20 protein-coding genes are annotated in these 19,433 nt (G+C 71.5%); 16 read left to right on the forward strand and 4 right to left on the reverse strand.

Translation table 11 applies throughout. The features are described from left to right. Positions 1-57: 57 nt before the first annotated feature. Positions 58-186, forward strand: coding sequence for a morphogenic membrane protein MmpB (gene mmpB / locus LHJ74_RS31825; protein WP_260221773.1), 129 nt, complete (start codon positions 58-60; stop codon positions 184-186). 51 nt (positions 187-237) lie between these two features. Further along, positions 238-939: a Maf family nucleotide pyrophosphatase gene (locus LHJ74_RS31830; RefSeq protein WP_260221774.1), complete on the forward strand. Its 702-nt coding sequence runs from the start codon at positions 238-240 to the stop codon at positions 937-939. Here the strand turns inward: LHJ74_RS31830 and LHJ74_RS31835 are convergent. Beyond that, positions 920-1,351, reverse strand: a complete 432-nt coding sequence (locus LHJ74_RS31835) for a hypothetical protein (protein ID WP_260221775.1) — start codon at positions 1,349-1,351, stop codon at positions 920-922. The two genes, LHJ74_RS31830 and LHJ74_RS31835, sit on opposite strands and share 20 nt — an antisense overlap. 397 nt (positions 1,352-1,748) lie before the next feature. On the opposite strand from LHJ74_RS31835, the gene LHJ74_RS31840 reads away from it, so the two are divergent. Then, a complete protein-coding gene (locus tag LHJ74_RS31840; protein ID WP_260221776.1) occupies positions 1,749-3,500 on the forward strand; it encodes an acetyl/propionyl/methylcrotonyl-CoA carboxylase subunit alpha in 1,752 nt (583 codons plus the stop codon). Between the two features lie 170 nt (positions 3,501-3,670). Then, positions 3,671-3,877 carry a hypothetical protein gene (locus tag LHJ74_RS31845; protein ID WP_375546882.1) on the forward strand — a complete coding sequence of 69 codons (207 nt, stop codon included), beginning with the start codon at positions 3,671-3,673 and terminating at the stop codon, positions 3,875-3,877. Positions 3,878-3,897: 20 nt separating this feature from the next. Here LHJ74_RS31845 and LHJ74_RS31850 read toward each other — a convergent pair whose 3' ends face one another. Then, entirely contained in the window at positions 3,898-4,869 is a 972-nt protein-coding gene (locus LHJ74_RS31850; protein ID WP_260221871.1) for a DeoR/GlpR family DNA-binding transcription regulator, read from the reverse strand. Positions 4,870-5,027: 158 nt separating this feature from the next. Then, on the reverse strand, positions 5,028-6,476 hold the full coding sequence (locus tag LHJ74_RS31855) for an NAD(P)H-quinone dehydrogenase (protein WP_260221872.1): 1,449 nt from the start codon (positions 6,474-6,476) through the stop codon (positions 5,028-5,030). Between the two features lie 207 nt (positions 6,477-6,683). On the opposite strand from LHJ74_RS31855, the gene LHJ74_RS31860 reads away from it, so the two are divergent. The 5 genes from LHJ74_RS31860 to LHJ74_RS31880 all read left to right on the forward strand — a co-directional run bounded on the left by LHJ74_RS31860 (position 6,684) and on the right by LHJ74_RS31880 (position 11,027). Further along, positions 6,684-7,121: a gamma-glutamylcyclotransferase family protein gene (locus LHJ74_RS31860; RefSeq protein WP_260221777.1), complete on the forward strand. Its 438-nt coding sequence runs from the start codon at positions 6,684-6,686 to the stop codon at positions 7,119-7,121. 303 nt (positions 7,122-7,424) lie between these two features. Beyond that, positions 7,425-8,177, forward strand: a complete 753-nt coding sequence (locus LHJ74_RS31865) for a purine-nucleoside phosphorylase (RefSeq protein ID WP_375546883.1) — start codon at positions 7,425-7,427, stop codon at positions 8,175-8,177. A 420-nt stretch (positions 8,178-8,597) separates the two neighbouring features. Beyond that, complete coding sequence (locus tag LHJ74_RS31870; protein WP_446033494.1) at positions 8,598-10,298, forward strand: phospho-sugar mutase; 1,701 nt, start codon at positions 8,598-8,600, stop codon at positions 10,296-10,298. Between the two features lie 49 nt (positions 10,299-10,347). Continuing rightward, complete coding sequence (locus LHJ74_RS31875) at positions 10,348-10,626, forward strand: type II toxin-antitoxin system Phd/YefM family antitoxin (protein WP_260221779.1); 279 nt, start codon at positions 10,348-10,350, stop codon at positions 10,624-10,626. Continuing rightward, positions 10,623-11,027, forward strand: a complete 405-nt coding sequence (locus LHJ74_RS31880; protein ID WP_260221780.1) for a PIN domain-containing protein — start codon at positions 10,623-10,625, stop codon at positions 11,025-11,027. The genes LHJ74_RS31875 and LHJ74_RS31880 overlap by 4 nt, the downstream gene beginning before the upstream one ends. 14 nt (positions 11,028-11,041) lie before the next feature. Here the strand turns inward: LHJ74_RS31880 and LHJ74_RS31885 are convergent, their stop codons facing one another. Beyond that, positions 11,042-12,181: a PH domain-containing protein gene (locus LHJ74_RS31885; protein WP_260221781.1), complete on the reverse strand. Its 1,140-nt coding sequence runs from the start codon at positions 12,179-12,181 to the stop codon at positions 11,042-11,044. A gap of 110 nt (positions 12,182-12,291) precedes the next feature. Between LHJ74_RS31885 and deoC the strand changes: the two genes are divergently transcribed. The 7 genes from deoC to LHJ74_RS31920 all read left to right on the forward strand — a co-directional run bounded on the left by deoC (position 12,292) and on the right by LHJ74_RS31920 (position 19,421). Beyond that, a complete protein-coding gene (gene deoC / locus LHJ74_RS31890; RefSeq protein ID WP_260221874.1) occupies positions 12,292-13,269 on the forward strand; it encodes a deoxyribose-phosphate aldolase in 978 nt (325 codons plus the stop codon). 5 nt (positions 13,270-13,274) lie between these two features. After that, complete coding sequence (locus LHJ74_RS31895) at positions 13,275-14,768, forward strand: aldehyde dehydrogenase family protein (protein ID WP_260221782.1); 1,494 nt, start codon at positions 13,275-13,277, stop codon at positions 14,766-14,768. Then, positions 14,761-15,633 (forward strand): aldehyde dehydrogenase family protein, encoded by an 873-nt coding sequence (locus LHJ74_RS31900; RefSeq protein WP_260221783.1) that lies wholly within the window; start codon positions 14,761-14,763, stop codon positions 15,631-15,633. The genes LHJ74_RS31895 and LHJ74_RS31900 overlap by 8 nt, the downstream gene beginning before the upstream one ends. 40 nt (positions 15,634-15,673) lie before the next feature. Continuing rightward, on the forward strand, positions 15,674-15,964 hold the full coding sequence (locus LHJ74_RS31905; RefSeq protein ID WP_260221784.1) for a hypothetical protein: 291 nt from the start codon (positions 15,674-15,676) through the stop codon (positions 15,962-15,964). Between the two features lie 188 nt (positions 15,965-16,152). Further along, complete coding sequence (locus LHJ74_RS31910) at positions 16,153-18,360, forward strand: SpoIIE family protein phosphatase (RefSeq protein ID WP_260221785.1); 2,208 nt, start codon at positions 16,153-16,155, stop codon at positions 18,358-18,360. A 204-nt stretch (positions 18,361-18,564) separates the two neighbouring features. Next, positions 18,565-19,146 carry an RNA polymerase sigma factor gene (locus LHJ74_RS31915; protein ID WP_260221786.1) on the forward strand — a complete coding sequence of 194 codons (582 nt, stop codon included), beginning with the start codon at positions 18,565-18,567 and terminating at the stop codon, positions 19,144-19,146. Then, positions 19,143-19,421 carry a hypothetical protein gene (locus tag LHJ74_RS31920; RefSeq protein ID WP_260221787.1) on the forward strand — a complete coding sequence of 93 codons (279 nt, stop codon included), beginning with the start codon at positions 19,143-19,145 and terminating at the stop codon, positions 19,419-19,421. The genes LHJ74_RS31915 and LHJ74_RS31920 overlap by 4 nt, the downstream gene beginning before the upstream one ends. The last annotated feature ends 12 nt before the right edge of the window (positions 19,422-19,433 follow it).

Below are 19,433 nucleotides of genomic sequence, written 5' to 3' on the forward strand. Positions count from 1 at the left end.
GGCGCCTGAGTACGCGTACTCAGGCGCCACAGCCAGGTGCGGTGGAGGATCGGGCGCATGCTCTGGTCCGATCCCGACGACGAACCGCCCGAGGAACTGCGCGCGACGCAGGCGATGCTGGCACGCCTCTTCCGGGTGCTCGCCGTCGCCGTCCTCGCCGCCCTCGTCCTCTCCCGTGCCCGCTGACTGCCGGTGCCTGTCCGGCAGCGCCTGTCCGGGGCTGCTTACGATGGCCCCATGAGCCCCGACAGCCGCCCCGTACAGCCCGCAGTACAGCCCGCAGTACAGCCCGCAGTACAGCCCGCCGCACAGCCGTCCGCACAGCCCGTGCGTCCCGTGCGTCCCGTGCGGCGGCTCGTCCTCGCCTCGCGGTCGCCCGCCCGGCTCGCGCTGCTGCGGCAGGCGGGGTTCGCGCCCGAGGTGATCGTCAGCGGCGTGGACGAGGACGCGCTGGACGCCCCCACGCCCGGTGAGTTGGCCCGGGTGCTGGCGGAGGCCAAGGCGGAGGCCGTGTCGCTGCGTCCGGAGGCCGCCGGTGCGCTGGTCGTCGGCTGCGATTCGGTGCTGGAGCTGGACGGTCAGGCGCTGGGCAAGCCCGCCGACGCGGAGGACGCCACGGCACGCTGGAAGGCGATGCGCGGCCGCACCGGGGTGCTGTGCAGCGGCCACTGCGTGATCGACACGGCCGGCGGCGCCCGTACCTCCGCGACCGCGAAGACCACCGTGCGCTTCGGTGAGCCGACGGACGCCGAGATCGCGGCCTATGTCGCTTCCGGCGAACCGCTGCAGGTCGCGGGAGCGTTCACCCTCGACGGGCTCTCCGGGCCCTTCGTCGACGGCATCGACGGGGACCACGGCAATGTGCTCGGCCTGTCGCTGCCGCTGCTGCGCGGGCTGCTGGGCGAGCTGGGCATCGGCATCACCGACCTGTGGGCCTGAGCACCTGCCGGGTGGGCGGCAGCCGCTCGCCGTAGGAGACCAGCGAACCGACGATCAGCGCGAGGACCAGGGTCATCAGGGCGAACGCCGCCCAGCCCACCAGCCCGACGGTGAGCGCACCGAGCACGCCGTGCAGCACGGCGGCGCCGATGAGCAGGATTCTCGGCAAACTGCCGGGCGCCCGGTCACTGATGGCCATCCTCGTCAACGCACCGGCGCACAGCAGGAGGTAGCAGCCGAGGAGCGAGCCCGCGACGACCGCGCCGAGCGTCATGGCGCGCGGCTGGAGCCCGGCGAGGGACATCTGCTGGTCGTCGACGACCATGCCGAGGAAGATATGGAGGAGTACGATCCCGATCGCTTCAAGGGCCAGTACCACCGCTGTGATCCCGGCAACGGATCTCCGGGCCATCCCGCTCCCACCCCTCGGTCCTCACGGCATTATTCTCACCGCACCACCCTCACGGCGCCGCCGTAGGGTGCCGTTTCGGGCGTCTGCGGCAGTCCGCAGGCTACTCACGGGTAAGAACCGGGGCAAGAGGAAGACGGGAATGCAAAATTATTGACTGCCATTCGTAGGGTCTCCACAAATAACGGTGAATTGACCGTCATGAGTTGTACAGAGACGTTAACCACATCTGCGATCGGCGGGCAGCTCACAAAACCCGGCGTACCGTGGAGTGACAAGGGATAACGGGGCGCGGCTGCCCCCGGAGCACACTCCGAGTGGGCAAGCTCACGCCCGTGAGCGGCTCGGCGTGTGGTGTCACCACTACCTAAACTCACCTTGTTTCGAGGAGGGAGTCATCGTGCGCAAGGTGCTCATCGCCAACCGCGGCGAGATCGCTGTCCGGGTTGCCCGTGCCTGCAGGGACGCCGGGATCGCGAGCGTGGCGGTCTACGCCGAACCGGACCGGGACGCACTGCATGTCCGGGTCGCGGATGAGGCATACGCACTGGGCGGTGACACTCCGGCCGCGAGCTATCTGGATGTCACCAAGGTGCTGGCCGCGGCCGCCGATTCCGGAGCGGACGCCCTGCACCCGGGCTATGGATTCCTCTCGGAGAACGCCGAGTTCGCCCAGGCCGTGATGGACGCCGGGCTCACATGGATCGGCCCGCCGCCGCAGGCGATCCGCGATCTGGGCGACAAGGTGGCGGCCCGTCACATCGCGCAGCGCGCCGGAGCCCCGCTCGTCGCGGGCACCAAGGACCCGGTGAAGGGCGCCGACGAGGTCGTCGCCTTCGCCAAGGAGAACGGGCTTCCCATCGCCATCAAGGCCGCCTTCGGCGGCGGCGGCCGCGGCCTGAAGGTGGCCCGCGAACTGGCGGAGGTGCCGGAGCTGTACGACTCGGCGGTGCGCGAGGCGATCGCCGCCTTCGGGCGCGGCGAGTGCTTCGTGGAGCGCTATCTGGACCGCCCCCGGCATGTCGAGACCCAGTGCCTGGCCGACCAGCACGGCAACGTCGTGGTCGTCTCGACCCGGGACTGCTCGCTCCAGCGGCGGCACCAGAAGCTCGTCGAGGAGGCACCGGCGCCCTTCCTGAGCGAGGAGCAGAACGCCGAGCTGTACCGCGCGTCCAAGGCCATCCTCCGCGAGGCGGGCTATGTCGGCGCGGGCACCTGCGAGTTCCTCGTCGGGCAGGACGGCACCATCTCCTTCCTGGAGGTCAACACCCGGCTCCAGGTCGAGCATCCGGTCACCGAGGAGGTCACCGGCATCGACCTGGTCCGCGAGATGTTCCGGATCGCCGACGGCGAGACGCTCGGCTACCCGGACCCGGTACTGCGCGGCCACTCCATCGAGTTCCGCATCAACGGCGAGGACCCGGGGCGCAACTTCCTGCCCGCCCCCGGCACCGTCACCACCTTCACCGCACCGACCGGGCCCGGCGTACGACTGGACGCGGGCGTCGAGACGGGCTCGGTCATCGGCCCGGCCTGGGACTCGCTGCTTGCAAAACTGATCATCACCGGCGCCACGCGCGAGCAGGCGTTGCAGCGGGCCGCCCGTGCGCTGGGCGAGTTCACGGTCGAGGGGATGGCGACGGCAATCCCCTTCCACCAGGCGGTCGTTGTCGACCCGGCCTTCACCAGCGATCCGTTCACCGTGCACACCCGATGGATCGAGACCGAGTTCGTCAACGAGATCAAGCCCTTCGCCGCCCCCGGGGTGGAGGAGGACGAGGCCGAGGGTGCCCGCGAGGTGGTCGTCGTCGAGGTCGGCGGCAAGCGGCTCGAGGTCTCGCTGCCCTCGTCGCTCGGTGTCTCCAGCGCGCCCGCGGCCGCAGGGGGCAAGAAGCCCAAGCGCAAGGCCGCCAAGAAGGGCGGCAGCGCGGCGTCCGGTGACGCGCTGGCGTCGCCCATGCAGGGCACCATCGTCAAGATCGCGGTGGAGGAGGGCCAGCGGGTGGAGGAGGGCGAACTCGTCGTCGTCCTGGAGGCGATGAAGATGGAGCAGCCTCTGAACGCCCACCGTTCGGGGACGGTGAAGAGCCTCGCGGCGGAGGTGGGAGGCTCGCTGTCGGCGGGGTCCGTCATCTGCGAGATCAAGGACTGAGCTCCGACAAGGACTGAGCACCAGGGCACGCCTGAACGGGGCGCCCCGGAAACGCACGAGACGGGCGGCGGCCACTTCACCCGCCGCCCGTCCGGCCGTCCGGCCGTCCGGCCGTCCCGCTGTCCGGTCAAGCCCCCGACCCGGCCGAGGACGAGGGCCCGTCACTGACCGTGCGACAGCGGGACGGCGCGGAACGGCACTACCCGCTCGACGGCCCGCACGAGGACGCCGCCGTCTCCCGGAACGGCCGCACCGCCCATGTCACCGGCGGATTCACCCGGGACGGATTCTGGAACGGCCTCGCCGTCATCGACCTCGCCGTCATCGACCTCGACAGCGGCGACACGCACCGACTGACCGCCACCGAGCGCCGCTGACGGCCGCCGCCCCAAAGGTGTCAGCGGAACGCCTCCGGCAGCGCCGACGACGGCGGCGGTGCGCTGCGCAGCGGGGACGGTCCGGAGGTGCCGCCGATTCCGCGCGGCGGACGGAGCCGCCGCTGCCCCGGCAGCGGCCCGTCCCGCCGGGCATGGGCGCCATGGCTGCCGGGACTGCTGGGGCCGCCGGGGCTGCCGGGCCCGGGACCGCCCGGACCGTTCGGCCCGCCGCCACCGCCCGCCGTGCCCGGCACCGCGAGGTTGATGTGCACCCCCTGGTCCGCCAGGGCCTGCAACTCCGTCGTCGCGCGGGCGTCCTGGGGCGGCGGCTCGTCGGTGACCAGCCGCGACATCACCTCGGACGGCACGGTCTGGAACATCGTGTCGGTGCCCAGCTTCGTGTGGTCGGCGAGGACGACGACCTCGGCGGCGGACTGCACGAGTGCTCGGTCCACGCTCGCGGAGAGCATGTTGGAGGTGGAGAGCCCGCGTTCGGCGGTGAGCCCGCTTCCGGAGAGGAAGGCCCGGGAGACCCGCAGGCCCTGGAGGGACTGCTCCGCCCCGCTGCCGACCAGTGCGTAGTTGGAGCCGCGCAGGGTGCCGCCGGTCATCACCACTTCGACCCGGTTCGCATGAGCGAGCGCCTGCGCGACCAGCAGCGAGTTGGTGACAACGGTCAGACCCGGCACCCGGGCAAGTCTGCGCGCCAGCTCCTGCGTTGTCGTACCGGCGCCCACGACGACGGCCTCGCCCTCCCTGACCAGGCCCGCGGCCAGATCAGCGATCGCGGTCTTCTCGGCGGTGGCGGCCAGGGACTTCTGCGGGAAGCCGGATTCCCGGGTGAATCCCCCCGGCAGTACGGCTCCGCCATGCCGGCGGTCGAGCAGCCCCTCGGCCTCAAGCGCCCGCACGTCGCGTCTGACGGTCACTTCGGAGGTCTGGACGACTCGGGCGAGCTCCCGGAGCGACACGGCTCCAGTGGCCCGGACCATTTCAAGGATCAATTGGCGACGTTCTGCAGCGAACACGGAACTGACAGTAACCCCGCCGACCGTCTGCTTTCACGTGCTTGCGCCAATTACCGGAAACTGTTCATGTGAAAGTGGCGCGGGTGGTATAAGCCGCCGCGGAGGAAATGAGCGGCACGGACCTATCGCCCGTCGGCTTCCTTGCGGCTGTGCAACTGCCGCGCCACCTCGGCGATCGAGCCTGTCAGCGACGGGTACACCGTGAACGCCTTGGCGATCTGCTCCACCGTCAGGTTGTTGTCCACGGCGATCGAGATGGGATGGATCAGTTCACTCGCGCGCGGGGCGACGATCACGCCACCCACCACGATGCCGGTGCCCGGGCGGCAGAGCAGCTTCACGAAGCCGTCCCGGATGCCCTGCATCTTCGCGCGCGGATTGCGCAGCAGCGGCAGCTTGACGACCCGGGCGTCGATCTTGCCCTCGTCGACGTCCGACTGCGAGTAGCCGACGGTCGCGATCTCGGGGTCGGTGAAGATGTTCGAGGAGACGGTCTTGAGGTTCAGCGGCGCGACCGTCTCACCCAGGAAGTGGTACATCGCGATCCGGCCCTGCATCGCCGCGACCGAGGCCAGCGCGAAGATGCCGGTGCAGTCCCCCGCCGCGTACACTCCGGGTGCGGACGTACGGGAGACCTTGTCCGTCCAGATGTGGCCCGAATCCCGCAGCCGGACCCCGGCCTCCAGCAAACCCATGTCCGTCGTGTTGGGCACCGCGCCGACCGCGACCAGGCAGTGCGACCCGTTTATCGTCCGGCCGTCGTTGAGCGTGACCTCCACCCGGTCGCCGACCCGCTTCGCGGAGGCGGCGCGGGAGCGCGCCATCACGTTCATCCCGCGGCGCCGGAAGACGTCCTCCAGCACGGCCGCCGCGTCCGGGTCCTCGCCCGGGAGCACCCGGTCACGCGAGGAGACGAGGGTGACCTGCGAGCCGAGCGCCTGGTACGCGCCCGCGAACTCGGCGCCGGTGACCCCGGAACCGACGACGATCAGCTCCTCCGGCAACTCCTCCAGGTCGTAGACCTGCGTCCAGTTCAGGATGCGCTCGCCGTCCGGACGGGCGTCCGGGATCTCGCGCGGGTGACCGCCGGTGGCCACCAGCACGGCGTCGGCCGTCAGCCGCTCCTCGCTGCCGTCCGCCGCCCGCACGACGACCTCACGCGAGCCGTCCGGCGCCTGGTTCGGCTCCACCCGGCCCCGGCCGCGCATGACGCGCGCACCCGCACGGGTGACGGAGGCCGTGATGTCGTGCGACTGCGCCAGCGCGAGCCGCTTGACCCGGCGGTTGACCTTGCCCAGATCGACACCGACGACGCGGGCGCCTTGCTCGAGCGGCGCCGTGTCGTCCTCGATCTTGATACCGAGCTCCTCGTGCGAGGAGTCGAAGTTGGTCATCACCTCGGCGGTCGCGATCAGCGTCTTGGAGGGCACGCAGTCGGTGAGCACCGACGCACCACCCAGACCGTCGCAGTCGACGACGGTCACCTCCGCCTGGAGCTGCGCGGCCACCAGCGCCGCCTCATAGCCGCCGGGCCCACCACCGATGATCACGATCCGAGTCACATGCTCCAGTGTCTCGCACCCAGGCGGCGATCGTACGGGCGCCCCCGCCCGGCGAGGCGGGGACCGGTACCGAGGTGCCGCGTCGGAGGAGTACGGGGCGCCCACCGCGCCCCCTCCGCGCGCCGCGCCCGCGCCCTCCACGCACGGCGCCCGGACCGCCCCCGCACCCCCTCGCGGTGCACGGACGCCCGCGCGCCGCTCCCGTACCCTCGACCCATGTCGCTCTACGCCGCCTACGCTGGCTCCCTCGACGCGCGGCTGATGTCACGCCGCGCACCGCACTCGCCGCTGCGCGGCACCGGCTGGCTGGACGGCTGGCGCCTCACCTTCGGCGGCGAGCACATGGGCTGGGAGGGCGCGCTGGCGACCTTGGTCGAGGCACCACGTTCACAGGTCTTCGTGGGGCTCTACGACATCGCGCCCATGGACGAGGACGCGATGGACCGCTGGGAGGGCGTCGGACTCGACATCTACCGGCGCATGCGGATGCGGGTGCACACCCTGGACGGCGACGAGCCCGCGTGGTGCTACGTGCTGAACGGCTACGAGGGCGGCCTCCCCTCCGCCCGCTACCTCGGCGAGATCGCGGACGCGGCGGAGTCGGCCGGAGCACCGCACGACTACGTGATGGAACTGCGCAAGCGGCCCTGCTAGTGCTGTGAACGGGAACGTTCACCGGCCGATCCGCCGCCCCGTGAGGGGTCCGCCGCCCCGTGAGGGAAATGCACCGGGAACGTAGCGGGAACCTGTGGTTTCCGACGTACTCCGCCACTCCTTCTACGCGCGTAGGCACAATCGCGCTAGGCTCAACGCGTGAACGCATCTCCCACTTCGGACAACGCCGACGAATACCCTTCCCGCACCCCGGGCGAGACCCCGGTCTCCCGCTCCTCCGAGGAGTCGCAGCCCGCACGCCCCGCCGAGACGGCCGAGGCCGCAGCGGGCGCAGCCGCGCGGCTGCGCGAGCTGACCGGGGTGGACAGCCACGACGTCGCACTCGTCATGGGCTCCGGCTGGGTCCCCGCCGCCGAGGCACTCGGGGCGCCCGAGCGGGAGTTCCCCGTCACCGAACTGCCCGGCTTCCCCGCACCGACCGTGGCCGGACACGCGGGCACGGTGCGCTCGTACCAGATCGGCGAGAAACGCGCGCTGGTCTTCCTCGGCCGCACGCACTACTACGAGGGCCGGGGCGTCGCCGCCGTCGCCCACGGCATCCGTACGGCCGTCGCGGCGGGCTGCAAGACCATCGTGCTCACCAACGGCTGCGGCGGTCTCCGCCCGGGCATGCGCCCCGGCCAGCCCGTACTGATCCAGGACCACATCAATCTGACGGCCGCCTCCCCCATCGAGGGCTCCCACTTCGTCGACCTGACCGATCTCTACTCCCCCCGGCTGCGCGCCCTGTGCCAGGAGATCGACGGCTCGCTGGAGGAGGGCGTGTACGTCCAGCTCACCGGGCCGCACTACGAGACGCCCGCCGAGATCGGCATGATCCGCACGCTGGGCGGCGACCTGGTCGGCATGTCCACCGTGCTGGAGGCCATCGCCGCGCGCGAGGCGGGTGCCGAGGTGCTCGGCATCTCCCTGGTCACCAACCTGGCGGCCGGCATGACCGGTGAACCGCTCAGCCATGAGGAGGTCCTGCAGGCGGGTCGGGATTCGGCCAGCCGCATGGGTTCTCTGCTCGCCCAGGTACTGCGCAGGATCTGAGAAGCTGTCGTGGCTGCCCCCCGTCGGGTGCCGAGTGCCCGGCCGGGGTGACTGCCTGGTGCACGGCCTGGTGCATGGCCTGGTGCACGGCAGCCAGTGGATCAGGTCGTGAGGCAACGGCTTCTGACGGGAACCCTCACACGGCAGGCGCATCGACTGCCCTGTCGGCGGGCACTCGTGTGGAGAGCGCCGCAATCGGGGCGTGAGGCCGGTCCGCCGTGTCGGCCGGTTGCCGGCCGAAGGCCCGGCAACCCGTACGGCCCGCTCCGTACCACCCCGTCCATGCCACCCGCCCTACCGCCCGCCCTACCGCCCGAGACGTCTCACCCAGTCGTCTCACCTGTCCCGCCCGTTCCCCCCGTCCCCACCGCAGCCCCCGCCGCAGCCCCGCCCGTGCCAGCCATCCGAGAGGCAGGAACCGTGCCCACTCAGCCCACCGCGAGCACCCCCATCCCCGGCGAGCTGGTCGGCCGGGCCCGCGCCTGGCTGGCCGAGGATCCCGATCCGGAGACCCGGGAGGAGCTCGCCAAGCTGATCGAGACCGCCGACCCGGACGAGCTGGCGGACCGCTTCTCGGGCACGCTCCAGTTCGGTACGGCCGGGCTGCGCGGCGAGCTGGGCGCAGGGCCGATGCGGATGAACCGCGCGGTCGTCATCCGGGCCGCCGCCGGGCTGGCCGGATACCTGCGGGCGGGCGGGCACACCCGCGAGCACCCCGGCGACCAGCCGGGCGGGCTTGTCGTCATCGGCTACGACGCCCGCCACAAGAGTGCCGACTTCGCCCGCGACACCGCCGCCGTCCTGACCGGCGCCGGGCTGCGCGCGGCGGTGCTCCCCCGCCCGCTGCCCACACCCGTACTGGCGTTCGCCGTACGCAGGCTGGGCGCCGTCGCGGGTGTCACCGTCACCGCCAGCCACAACCCTCCGCGCGACAACGGCTACAAGGTCTTCCTCGGCGACGGCTCCCAGATCGTCGCCCCCGCGGACGCCGAGATCGCCGCCCAGATCGCCGCGATCGGCCCGCTGTCCGAGGTGCCGCGCCCCACCGAGGGCTGGGAGACGCTGGGAGAGGAGATCGTCGACTCCTACCTCGCCCGTACGGATGCGGTGCTCACCGAGGGCGCGCCGCGCGAGGTGCGCGTCGTCCACACCGCGCTGCACGGCGTCGGCACCCGCACCCTGCGCGACGCCTTCGTACGGGCGGGATTCCCGGCACCCGTCTCCGTCCCCGAGCAGGCCGAACCCGATCCGGACTTCCCCACCGTCGCCTTCCCCAACCCGGAGGAGCCGGGCGCGATGGACCTCGCCTTCGCGACGGCCCGCGCCACCGGCACCGACCTGATCATCGCCAACGATCCGGACGCGGACCGCTGCGCGATCGCCGTCCCCGACCCCGCCAACGAGGCGGAGTGGCGCATGCTCAGCGGCGACGAAGTGGGCGCACTGCTCGCCACCCACCTGGTGCACAAGCACGCCCGGGGCACCTTCGCGACGACGATCGTCTCCTCCTCACTGCTCGCCCGCATCGCCGAGGCGGCGCAGCTGCCGTACGAGGAGACGCTGACGGGCTTCAAATGGCTCGCCCGCGCCGACGGCCTGCGGTACGCCTACGAAGAGGCGCTGGGCTACTGCGTCGACCCCGAGGGCGTACGCGACAAGGACGGCATCACCGCCGCGCTGCTGATCGCCGAACTCACCGCAGAGCTGCGGCTCGCGGGCCGCACCCTGACCGACCTGCTCGACGACCTCGCCGTCGAGTACGGCGTGCACGCCACCGACCAGCTCTCGGTGCGGGTCGAGGACCTCTCGCTGATCGGCAAGGCGATGGACCGGCTGCGCGCCACCCCGCCGACCACCCTGGCGGGGCTCCCGGTCACCTCGGTCGACGACCTCAGCAAGGGCTCCCCCACGCTGCCCCCCACGGACGGGCTCCGCTACCGGCTGGCGGACGGCGCGGCCCGCGTCGTCGTCCGGCCGAGCGGCACCGAGCCCAAGCTGAAGTGCTATCTGGAGGCGTTCGTCCCGGTCGCCGACGCCACGGCCCTCCCCGACGCCCGCACCGCGGCCCGGCGCGTCCTGGACGCCCTGAGCACAGACGTGAGCGCGGCAGCGGGCGTCTGACCATGATCGCTCGCATGACAGCGCAACACGACGCGATACACTGACACACATGAAAACCATCACGCAGCGCGAGCTGGCCGCTCAGTCCAAGGCCGTGCTCGACGACGTCGAAGCGGGCACGGTTTATCGCGTCACGCGCAACGGGAACGAGATCGCCGAGGTGCGGCCCATAGAGCCACGGCGACGCTTCGTCCCCGTGGCCGAGCTCCAGCGCAAATGGCAGCACGCACCACAGGTCGACGCGACCCGGATGCGCGCCGAGGCCGACGAGTTCTACGGCACTGAGGACCGAGTGGATGATGACGCTGATCCGTGGCGGCGTCGGTGACCACACAGCGCGAGCATGGTTTGCTCGATACCTGCGTCATCATCGATCTCCCGAGCATCGATCCGATCCTGCTCCCGATGAACGCCGCCATCCCGACGCTGGTACTCGCTGAACTGTCCCAAGGCGTGGCCATGGCCAAGGATCCGGTGGAAGTGCTCGCCCGTGCGCAGCGGCTTTCGGACGCCGAAACGGAATTCGCGAGCATTCCCTTCGACCGGGAAGCGGCACGACGGTTCGGCACCATGGTGGCGCTCACGATCAGGGCTGGTCGTGATCCGCGCCCGCGCCGGACGGACTTGATGATCGCTGCCACGGCTGCCGCAAACGGGCTCGCCCTTTTCACACGGAACGCCGACGACTTCAAGGGGATGGAAGACGCCGTGGAGATTCTGGCCGTGTGACGGGCCACCACCGATCAGCGCGTCAGGTACAGGACCAGCAGTCCGATCGCTCCCAGGAGGGTCGGGATCATCAGCTCGTATGCCCAGCGGACCGCGACCGGGCCCGGGGTGCAGGGGGCCTCGCCGTCCTCACCGTGGCGGAGAGCCAGCTCACGCAGCTCGTCGATCGCCTGGTCGGAGGCGGCACGCTGCTCGCTCATGTCCGCCTCGCTGACGACGGCCTGCTTACCGAAGCCCATGAAGCCGTTGCGCGGCGGCTGCCCGGCCTGCACGCGCTCGTTGTGCCGGTGCACGCCCTTGCGGGCACGCAGCGAGACCGGGATGGACCACAGCTGGTACTTGGTCCCGTCCGCGATCACCTCGCTGGTGTACCCGGCCTGGAGCGACTCGACCGAGGTCCACGGCACGGTGATGGTCCGCATCGGGTTGCGGACACGCAACCGCTCCTTCCCCGCGAACACGGCGGGCCGCAGCGTGTACGCCGTCACGGCCGGAGCGAAGAACAACAGCCCGCAGAGGGTGACCCAGGGGGTGCGGCCACTGCCGTTCAGGACGGCATCGAAGCCGAGCCACCCGGCGAGCGCGAGCAGCGCGACGCCGCTGGCCACTGCCGACGGCGACCGGAAGCAGCGATCGGCGTACGTCGGCTCCTGCTCGCCCCCGCCGCCCTTGCCACGCGATGTGCGCTTCGCGGCGGCCGCATCTCCCGCGCCTCTCTGCGCAGCCCCGGCCTCACGACCGGACCCGCCGGAGCCCCGGCCATCCTTCTTGCCTGCGGACTTGCCTGCGGACTTGCCGGCGGCGCGAGCCGAGCCCTCGTCCTGTGCGGCCGCGCCCTTCCGCGCGCCACCGGGCTTCCGCCCGGCCTCACCGCTCCGGCCGGAGCCTCCGTCGCCGTCGGCACCCTCCGCACCGTTGCCCGCAGCTCCGGCCCCGGCTTCACGGCGAGCCGTGCGCCCGGCCTCACCGGAGCGCCCGTCTGCCCCGCCGTCGGCACCCGAGCGGCGTTCCGCGCCGCCCTCCGCGCGGGACGCGCGAGCCGCATCCGGCGAGCCCTCGCCGCGGGTCGCCGGGCCTCCGCGCGCAGCGCGCACCGCGCCGTCGTCGTCCTTGCCGCGCACAGCGCCCCGCTGCGCTTTCTGCTCGCTCGTCATGAGGGTGATTGTGCCCGACCGTCCGTTTGCCGGACATTGCGGTCCGGCATCGATCCCCAGGAGTGCACTACAGAGGACGCTACGCGTGTAGATATGCTCGGGTGGTGACCATGTCTTCTGCGCCCACTGTTCCCCCCTTGGCGGACGTGACCGCGTCCGACGCCTCACTGCGCCGTTTTCTGCACGGTCTGCCCGGTGTCGACGCCGTGGGGCTCGAAGCCCGCGCCGCGATGCTCGGCACCCGTTCGGTCAAGACGACGGCCAAGGCGTACGCCATCGATCTGGCCATCTCGATGATCGACCTGACGACGCTGGAGGGCGCGGACACCCCCGGCAAGGTCCGGTCGCTGTGTGCCAAGGGCCTCAGCCCCGACCCGACCGACCGCACAGCTCCCCAAGTCGCGGCCATCTGCGTCTATCCGGACATGGCGGCCACCGCCAGAGCCGCGCTCGCCTGCTCCGGGGTGCGTGTCGCCTCCGTGGCGACGGCCTTCCCCGCGGGCCGCTCCGCGCTGCCGGTCAAGCTCGCCGACACCCGTGACGCGGTGGCCGCCGGTGCCGACGAGGTGGACATGGTGATCGACCGTGGCGCCTTCCTGTCCGGCCGCTACCTCCAGGTCTACGAGGAGATCCGTGCGGTACGGGAGGCGTGCGTACGCCCCGAGGGCTCGACCGCCGCCCCCGCCCACCTCAAGGTGATCTTCGAGAACGGCGAGCTGTCGACGTACGACAACATCCGCCGCGCGTCCTGGCTGGCGATGCTCGCGGGCGCGGACTTCATCAAGACCTCCACCGGCAAGGTCGCCGTCAACGCGACCCTTCCGAACACCCTGCTGATGCTGGAGGCGGTGCGTGACTACCGCGCCGCGACGGGCACCCAGGTCGGGGTGAAGCCCGCGGGCGGCATCCGCACCTCCAAGGACGCGATCAAATACCTGGTGATGGTGAACGAGACGCTGGGCGCCGACTGGCTGAGCCCCGAGTGGTTCCGCTTCGGCGCCTCCAGCCTCCTCAACGACCTGCTGATGCAGCGCCATAAGCTGAGCACCGGGCGCTACTCCGGTCCCGACTATGTGACGGTGGACTGATCACCATGGCATCCGACACCACGCAGCCGCACCCCCACCCGCACCCCGCACCCGAACCCGACCCGTTCAGCCCCTTCGCGTACGCCCCCGCCCCGGAGTCCCGGGCGATCGTCGACATCGCGCCGAGCTACGGCCACTTCATCGACGGCGAGTTCCGCGAGGCGTCCGACGGCAGGGTCTTCAAGACCATCGCCCCCGCCTCAGAGGAGGTGCTCTCCGAGGTCGCCCAGGCGAGCACAGAGGACGTGGACGCGGCAGTGCGGGCCGCCCGCAAGGCGTTCACGGGCTGGGCCGCCCTGCCCGGCTCCGAGCGCGCCAAGTACCTCTTCCGTATCGCCCGGATCATCCAGGAGCGTTCGCGCGAGCTGGCGGTGCTGGAGACCCTGGACAACGGCAAGCCCATCCGGGAGACCCGCGACGCGGACCTGCCGCTGGTCGCCGCGCACTTCTTCTACTACGCCGGCTGGGCCGACAAGCTCCCGTACGCGGGCTACGGCGCCGATCCCCGGCCGCTCGGCGTCGCGGGCCAGGTCATCCCGTGGAACTTCCCGCTGATGATGCTGGCCTGGAAGATCGCGCCCGCTCTGGCCACCGGCAACACCGTCGTCCTCAAACCGGCCGAGACCACCCCGCTGTCCGCCCTCTTCTTCGCGGACATCTGCCGTCAAGCCGGCCTGCCCAAGGGCGTCGTCAACATCATCACCGGGGACGGCTCGTCCGGCGCGGCGCTGGTGGAGCACGAGGGTGTGGACAAGGTCGCGTTCACCGGCTCCACCGCCGTCGGCAAGATGATCGCCCGTACGGTCGCGGGCACCCGCAAGAAGCTCACACTGGAGCTGGGCGGCAAGGGCGCGAACATCGTGTTCGACGACGCGCCGGTGGACCAGGCGGTCGAGGGCATCGTCAACGGCATCTACTTCAACCAGGGCCAGGTGTGCTGCGCGGGCTCGCGCCTGCTGGTGCAGGAGTCGGTGCAGGAGGAGGTCCTGGACGCGCTCAAGCGGCGGCTGACCACGCTGCGCGTCGGCGATCCGCTGGACAAGAACACCGACGTCGGCGCCATCAACTCCGCCGCGCAGCTGGCCCGGATCACCGAGCTGACGGAGGCGGGTGAGGCGGAGGGCGCCGAGCGCTGGTCCCCGTCCTGTGAACTGCCCACCGCCGGCTACTGGTTCGCACCCACCGTGTTCACGAACGTCACGCAGGCGCACCGGATCGCGCGTGAGGAGATCTTCGGCCCGGTGCTCTCCGTCCTCTCCTTCCGCACCCCCGACGAGGCGGTGGCGAAGGCGAACAACACGCCCTACGGCCTCTCCGCCGGGATCTGGACGGAGAAGGGCTCGCGCATTCTGCAGGTCGCACAGCAGCTGCGCGCAGGCGTCGTCTGGTCCAACACGTTCAACAAGTTCGACCCGACCTCGCCGTTCGGCGGCTACCAGGAGTCGGGCTTCGGCCGTGAGGGCGGTCGGCACGGTCTGGAGGCATACCTCGATGTCTGACAGCGCGGCGCGGCTGAGCGTCATGAAGACCTACAAGCTCTACGTCGGGGGCAAGTTCCCCCGCTCCGAGAGCGGACGGGTGTACGAGGTGACCGGCTCCAAGGAAAAGTGGCTCGCCAACGCCCCGCTGGCCTCCCGCAAGGACGCGCGGGACGCGGTGGTGGCGGCGCGCAAGGCGTTCGGCGGCTGGTCGGGCGCCACGGCGTACAACAGGGGCCAGATCCTCTACCGGATCGCGGAGATGCTGGAGGGCCGCCGGGATCAGTTCGCGGCCGAGGTCGCCGCCTCCGAGGGCCTTTCCAGGTCGAAGTCGGCGGCCCAGGTGGACGCGGCCGTCGACCGCTGGGTCTGGTACGCGGGCTGGTCGGACAAGGTCGCTCAGATCGCGGGCGGCGCGAACCCGGTCGCGGGCCCCTTCTTCAACCTCTCCTCCCCCGAACCGACCGGCGTGGTGGCCGTGCTGGCACCGCAGGAGTCGTCATTCCTCGGCCTCGTCTCCGTCCTCGCCCCGGTGATCGTCATGGGCAACACGGCCGTGCTGGTGGCCTCCGAGGACCGCCCGCTGCCCGCGCTCTCGCTCGCCGAGGTGCTGGCGACCTCCGATCTGCCGGGTGGCGTTGTCAACGTGCTGTCGGGCCGTACGGCGGAGATCGCGGCGCCGCTGGCCGCGCACCAGGACGTCAACGCGATCGACCTCGCGGGTGCGGGCGAGGCGCTGGCCAAGGAGCTGGAGATCGCGGCGGCGGACAACCTCAAGCGCACGCTGCGCCCCTCGTCCGCCCCGGACTGGGCGGCCGATCCGGGCACCGGGCGGCTGATGCCCTTCCTGGAGACGAAGACGGTCTGGCACCCGATGGGGATGTGAGGCCCGTGGGTGGCGGATCGTGGCGTAGTGCGGCCTTCAGATGGCCGTAGTACGCCACGCACCCGCCGGTCGCCGCACACGGGCCGCGCTGCGACTCCTCGCTCATGGGCCACGACCGTCCGTACTCGCTGGAGACCCCGGCGGGCCGGATCGTGGAGCTGCCGTCGCCCTGCGGCGCCTCGTCGCGTACGCGCAGGGCCGGGGCGATGTGCGCTTCGCCCGCTGCGGGGACGTCGCCCGGACGGCGCAGGCCGACCCCGCTCTGCCCGTGCGGGATGCGGGCCCGGCCGCAGAGTACCTGGCGGCGTACCCGTACGGGCAGCGCGCGTAGGGCAGCGCGCGTAGGGCAGCGCGCGTAGGGCAGCGCGCGTAGGGCAGCGCGCGTAGGGCAGCGCGCGTAGGGGCCTGTCCGGTGGCTTCTCCCGGACATTGACGCCTCTTCCAGTATGTGATGCTTTATGCAGATAGGCCCTGATTACGTGACTATGCTGGTTCCACGACGCCACCTTTGAGATGCTCATGGATCTTCCTGTCGCCAAGCCGCCCGCCACCAGCGGTCCCCTTCCCGACGATGCCCTGTCGGGCGTGGGCCGGGAGACGGCCGGGGCCGGGGCGGCGGTGCGACTGCTGGCATACACGGAGACCTCCGCACTGCTCAACGAGTTGCTGGACGACTGCCTCGCCACCCTCCGCAGCACCCACGGAGCGATCTACCTGGTCCAGGACGACGGCAGGCTGCGACTGGCGACCGGCCGGGGGTACAGCGAAGAGCAGTTCGAACAGATGCGCTCCATCAGCGCCGAGGCCGAGCTGCCGACCGCCTGCCCCTTCCGGGAGCGACGGCCCGTCTTCGGTACAGCGGATCAGTACGACGGCGGCTATCCGGAGATCGAGGCGTTCCGTCCCGACGTCGGCTTCGCGGGCTGGCCCCTGATGATCGACGGCAGCTGCCTGGGCACCGTGCTGATCCGCACCGGGCCCCGGGCGCCCGACGACGCCGAGCGGTCCCTGCTGGACCTGCTCACCGGTGTCGGCGCCCACCGGCTCGAACACCTGCTGGCACACGGCGAGCCGGTCAGCGGCGCAACGAACCCGCAGCTGGGGCAGACGGTCCGGATGATCGAGGACCGCTCCCGCGCCGCCCGGCTCCAGCTCGCCATCGCCGGTGCGGACATCGGCTTCTTCGACTGGGACTTCGCCTCCGGCCGGGTGGTCTGCGACGAGAAGCTGTGCCAGATGTTCGGGTTCGACCCGCAGCTCTACGACGAGCAGATCGAGTCGTTCTTCGCAGCGCTGAGCCCGGACGACCGCGAGCGCGTCGAGAAGGCGGTGGAAGCCGGCATCCGATCCGGGGACTTCGACGTCTCCTACCGGATCGCGCACCCGGACCACGTGGTGTGGGTACGCGCCAAGGGGCGGGTCTTCACCAACCACCGGGGCGAGCCGAGCGGCATCGTGGGCGTCGTCCAGGACCATACACAGGAGCACCTGCGCGAATCCCGGGAGGCCGCCCGCCGCGACTTCATCCGCGCCGTGACGCGGGGCATCATGGGCGCGCTGTCCACCCAGGAGGTGGTGGACACGGCAGCGGAGGCAGTCCTGCCGGCGCTCGGCGCCCGGCGCCTGATCCTGTACGTGCGGGAGGGCCGATGGCTGGAGTTCGCCGCCGCGCACGGCTACTCGGCCGAGGCGCTGGCGGCACTCGAGGAGGGCGCCCAGCTGGCACACGAAGACCAGCGGCTCTGGGACGCGATCCTCACGAAACCGGTCTTCCTCCCCACCCGGCAGGCGTACCGGGAATACCTGGGTGACGCGTTCCCCCCGCTGCCCGGCCAGCACGCCTGGGCGATCCTGCCGCTGGACTCCGGCGAGGGCAGGCTCGGCGTCTGCGCCATCAGCTTCTCCGAGCCGCACGTGTTCACCGAGGACGACAAGACACTGTGCGTCGCGGCAGCCGGTGTGCTGGCGCAGGCGCTGGGCAGGGCCCGCGTACTGGACCAGCGACGGCGGCAGTTGACGGAGCTTCAGCGGATGATGCTCCCCCGGCGCGTTCCCGAACTGCCGGAAGTCGACATCGCCGTACGCTATCTGCCCAGCTCCGAGGGTTTGGAGGTCGGCGGCGACTGGTACGACGTGGTGCCCGCGCCGCATGGCCGGGTGATGCTGGTCATCGGCGACGTGCAGGGGCACAGTGCGAAGGCGGCGGCGGTCATGGGGCACCTGCGGGTCGCGATGCAGGCGTACGCGGCCGAAGGGGTCGGACCGGGCGCGCTGCTCCACCGGGCCGGCCGGATCCTCGCCGACCTGGACACAGAGCGTTTCGCGACCTGCCTGGTCATCGAAGTCACCCTGTCCACCGGCCTGCTGCGCGCGGGCCGCGCCGGACACTTCCCGCCGCTGCTGCGCGAGCCGGGCGGCGGCGTGCGCGAACTCCAGATCCCCGGCGGGCTGCCGCTGGGCAGTTTCGCGGACAACTACCCCGTCGCGGAGCACCGGTTGGCCCCGGGTGCCACGCTGCTCCTCTACACCGACGGCCTCGTGGAGCGTCCGGGCGAGGACATCGGGGACGCGGTACACGCCCTCTCCCGCCGCTTCTACCGGCTGACCGACGAGCGCCACCCCCACACCTCAGCCCTGGCTCCCCTCGCCGACGCCCTGATGGCACCCGCCAGCCGCCACGCACTCGATGACATCGCCCTGCTCCTCCTGCGCCGTCGGGATCAGTGACGGCCGGTGACCTTGGCGGGCCGGCCAGAATCCCCCCGAGCGGTCCTGAATCCTTTGGCGGGGTGCGGGCCTCTCATATCCATACCGGCAACACCGCCGGGACAAAAAGGGAGGTTGTCATGGTCGTAGGTGCCCTCGTCATCGTCGGAGCGTTGCTGGTGTGCATGTGCAGTGTCGCGGTGCTGCGGAGGCGGGCCCGTGCCCGTGGCTGAGAAGCTGTGGCCCGGTGAGGAGCTGGTCGTCGCGGCGCGGGGCGGCGACGTCGAGTCGATCGCCGCGCTGGTGTCCGGTTCGCACCGGCAGGTGCGAGGGTTCGCGTACTCGCTGTGTGCCTCGCCGGAGGACGCCGAGGACGCGGCGCAGGAGGCGCTGATCATCCTCTACCGGAAGATCGGGACGCTGCGGGCCTCGGCGGCGCTCGCCTCCTGGATGTTCCGGATCGTGCGCAACGAGTGTCTGCGGCGCTCCCGGGTGGCCCTGCGCCACCGCACGCCGGTGCCGGACACCGCGCCCGACGCCGCGCGGACCGCCGTGCCGTCGGCCGAGGAGGAGGCGCTGCTGCGGCTGGAAGCAGAACGGGTGGCGCGGGCGATCGCCGCGCTGCCCGCCGAACAGCGGCGCGTACTGATCATGCGGGACGTGCAGGGCTGCAGCGGGCGGATGGCCGCCGACGCGCTCGGCCTCAGCATGCCCGCGATGAAGTCGCGGCTGCACCGCGCACGCGCGTCCGTCCAGCAGGCGCTGAGCGAGGAGCACGAGGAGCACGAGGAGGGCAGGAGACGATGAGTGAGGGACAGAGCTTCGCGAGCAGCTCACTGCCCCGGCATCTCGTACGCGGTGCGCTGGGGTTCGGGGCGCTGATCGGTTCGGTCGTGCTGCTCGGGGTGATCGGTCCGTGGAGCCTGCTGCTCGCCCCCGCCGGTCTCGTCGCGCTGCGCGGGTGCCCGGCCTGCTGGGCTCTCGGGCTGCGGGAGACCCTGTCGCGCGGGCGGCTGGAGCGCACCTGCGTGGACGGACGGTGCGAGCTGCGGCCGGTGGACGAGACGCGGGTGCGGGCCTGAGCGGCGCTGCAC

It is taken from the genome of Streptomyces gossypii (assembly GCF_025165795.1).
Taxonomy (GTDB): Bacteria; Actinomycetota; Actinomycetes; order Streptomycetales; family Streptomycetaceae; genus Streptomyces; species Streptomyces gossypii.

Excerpts from the sequence above, each read along its gene's own strand:
- mmpB (WP_260221773.1), top strand. The coding sequence starts at position 58 with ATGCTCTGGTCCGATCCCGACGACGAACCGCCCGAGGAACTGCGCGCG.
- LHJ74_RS31830 (WP_260221774.1), top strand. The coding sequence starts at position 238 with ATGAGCCCCGACAGCCGCCCCGTACAGCCCGCAGTACAGCCCGCAGTA.
- LHJ74_RS31835 (WP_260221775.1), bottom strand. The coding sequence starts at position 1,351 with ATGGCCCGGAGATCCGTTGCCGGGATCACAGCGGTGGTACTGGCCCTT.
- LHJ74_RS31850 (WP_260221871.1), bottom strand. The coding sequence starts at position 4,869 with ATGGTCCGGGCCACTGGAGCCGTGTCGCTCCGGGAGCTCGCCCGAGTC.
- LHJ74_RS31860 (WP_260221777.1), top strand. The coding sequence starts at position 6,684 with ATGTCGCTCTACGCCGCCTACGCTGGCTCCCTCGACGCGCGGCTGATG.
- LHJ74_RS31875 (WP_260221779.1), top strand. The coding sequence starts at position 10,348 with ATGAAAACCATCACGCAGCGCGAGCTGGCCGCTCAGTCCAAGGCCGTG.
- LHJ74_RS31885 (WP_260221781.1), bottom strand. The coding sequence starts at position 12,181 with ATGACGAGCGAGCAGAAAGCGCAGCGGGGCGCTGTGCGCGGCAAGGAC.
- deoC (WP_260221874.1), top strand. The coding sequence starts at position 12,292 with ATGTCTTCTGCGCCCACTGTTCCCCCCTTGGCGGACGTGACCGCGTCC.
- LHJ74_RS31895 (WP_260221782.1), top strand. The coding sequence starts at position 13,275 with ATGGCATCCGACACCACGCAGCCGCACCCCCACCCGCACCCCGCACCC.
- LHJ74_RS31900 (WP_260221783.1), top strand. The coding sequence starts at position 14,761 with ATGTCTGACAGCGCGGCGCGGCTGAGCGTCATGAAGACCTACAAGCTC.
- LHJ74_RS31905 (WP_260221784.1), top strand. The coding sequence starts at position 15,674 with ATGGCCGTAGTACGCCACGCACCCGCCGGTCGCCGCACACGGGCCGCG.
- LHJ74_RS31910 (WP_260221785.1), top strand. The coding sequence starts at position 16,153 with ATGGATCTTCCTGTCGCCAAGCCGCCCGCCACCAGCGGTCCCCTTCCC.
- LHJ74_RS31920 (WP_260221787.1), top strand. The coding sequence starts at position 19,143 with ATGAGTGAGGGACAGAGCTTCGCGAGCAGCTCACTGCCCCGGCATCTC.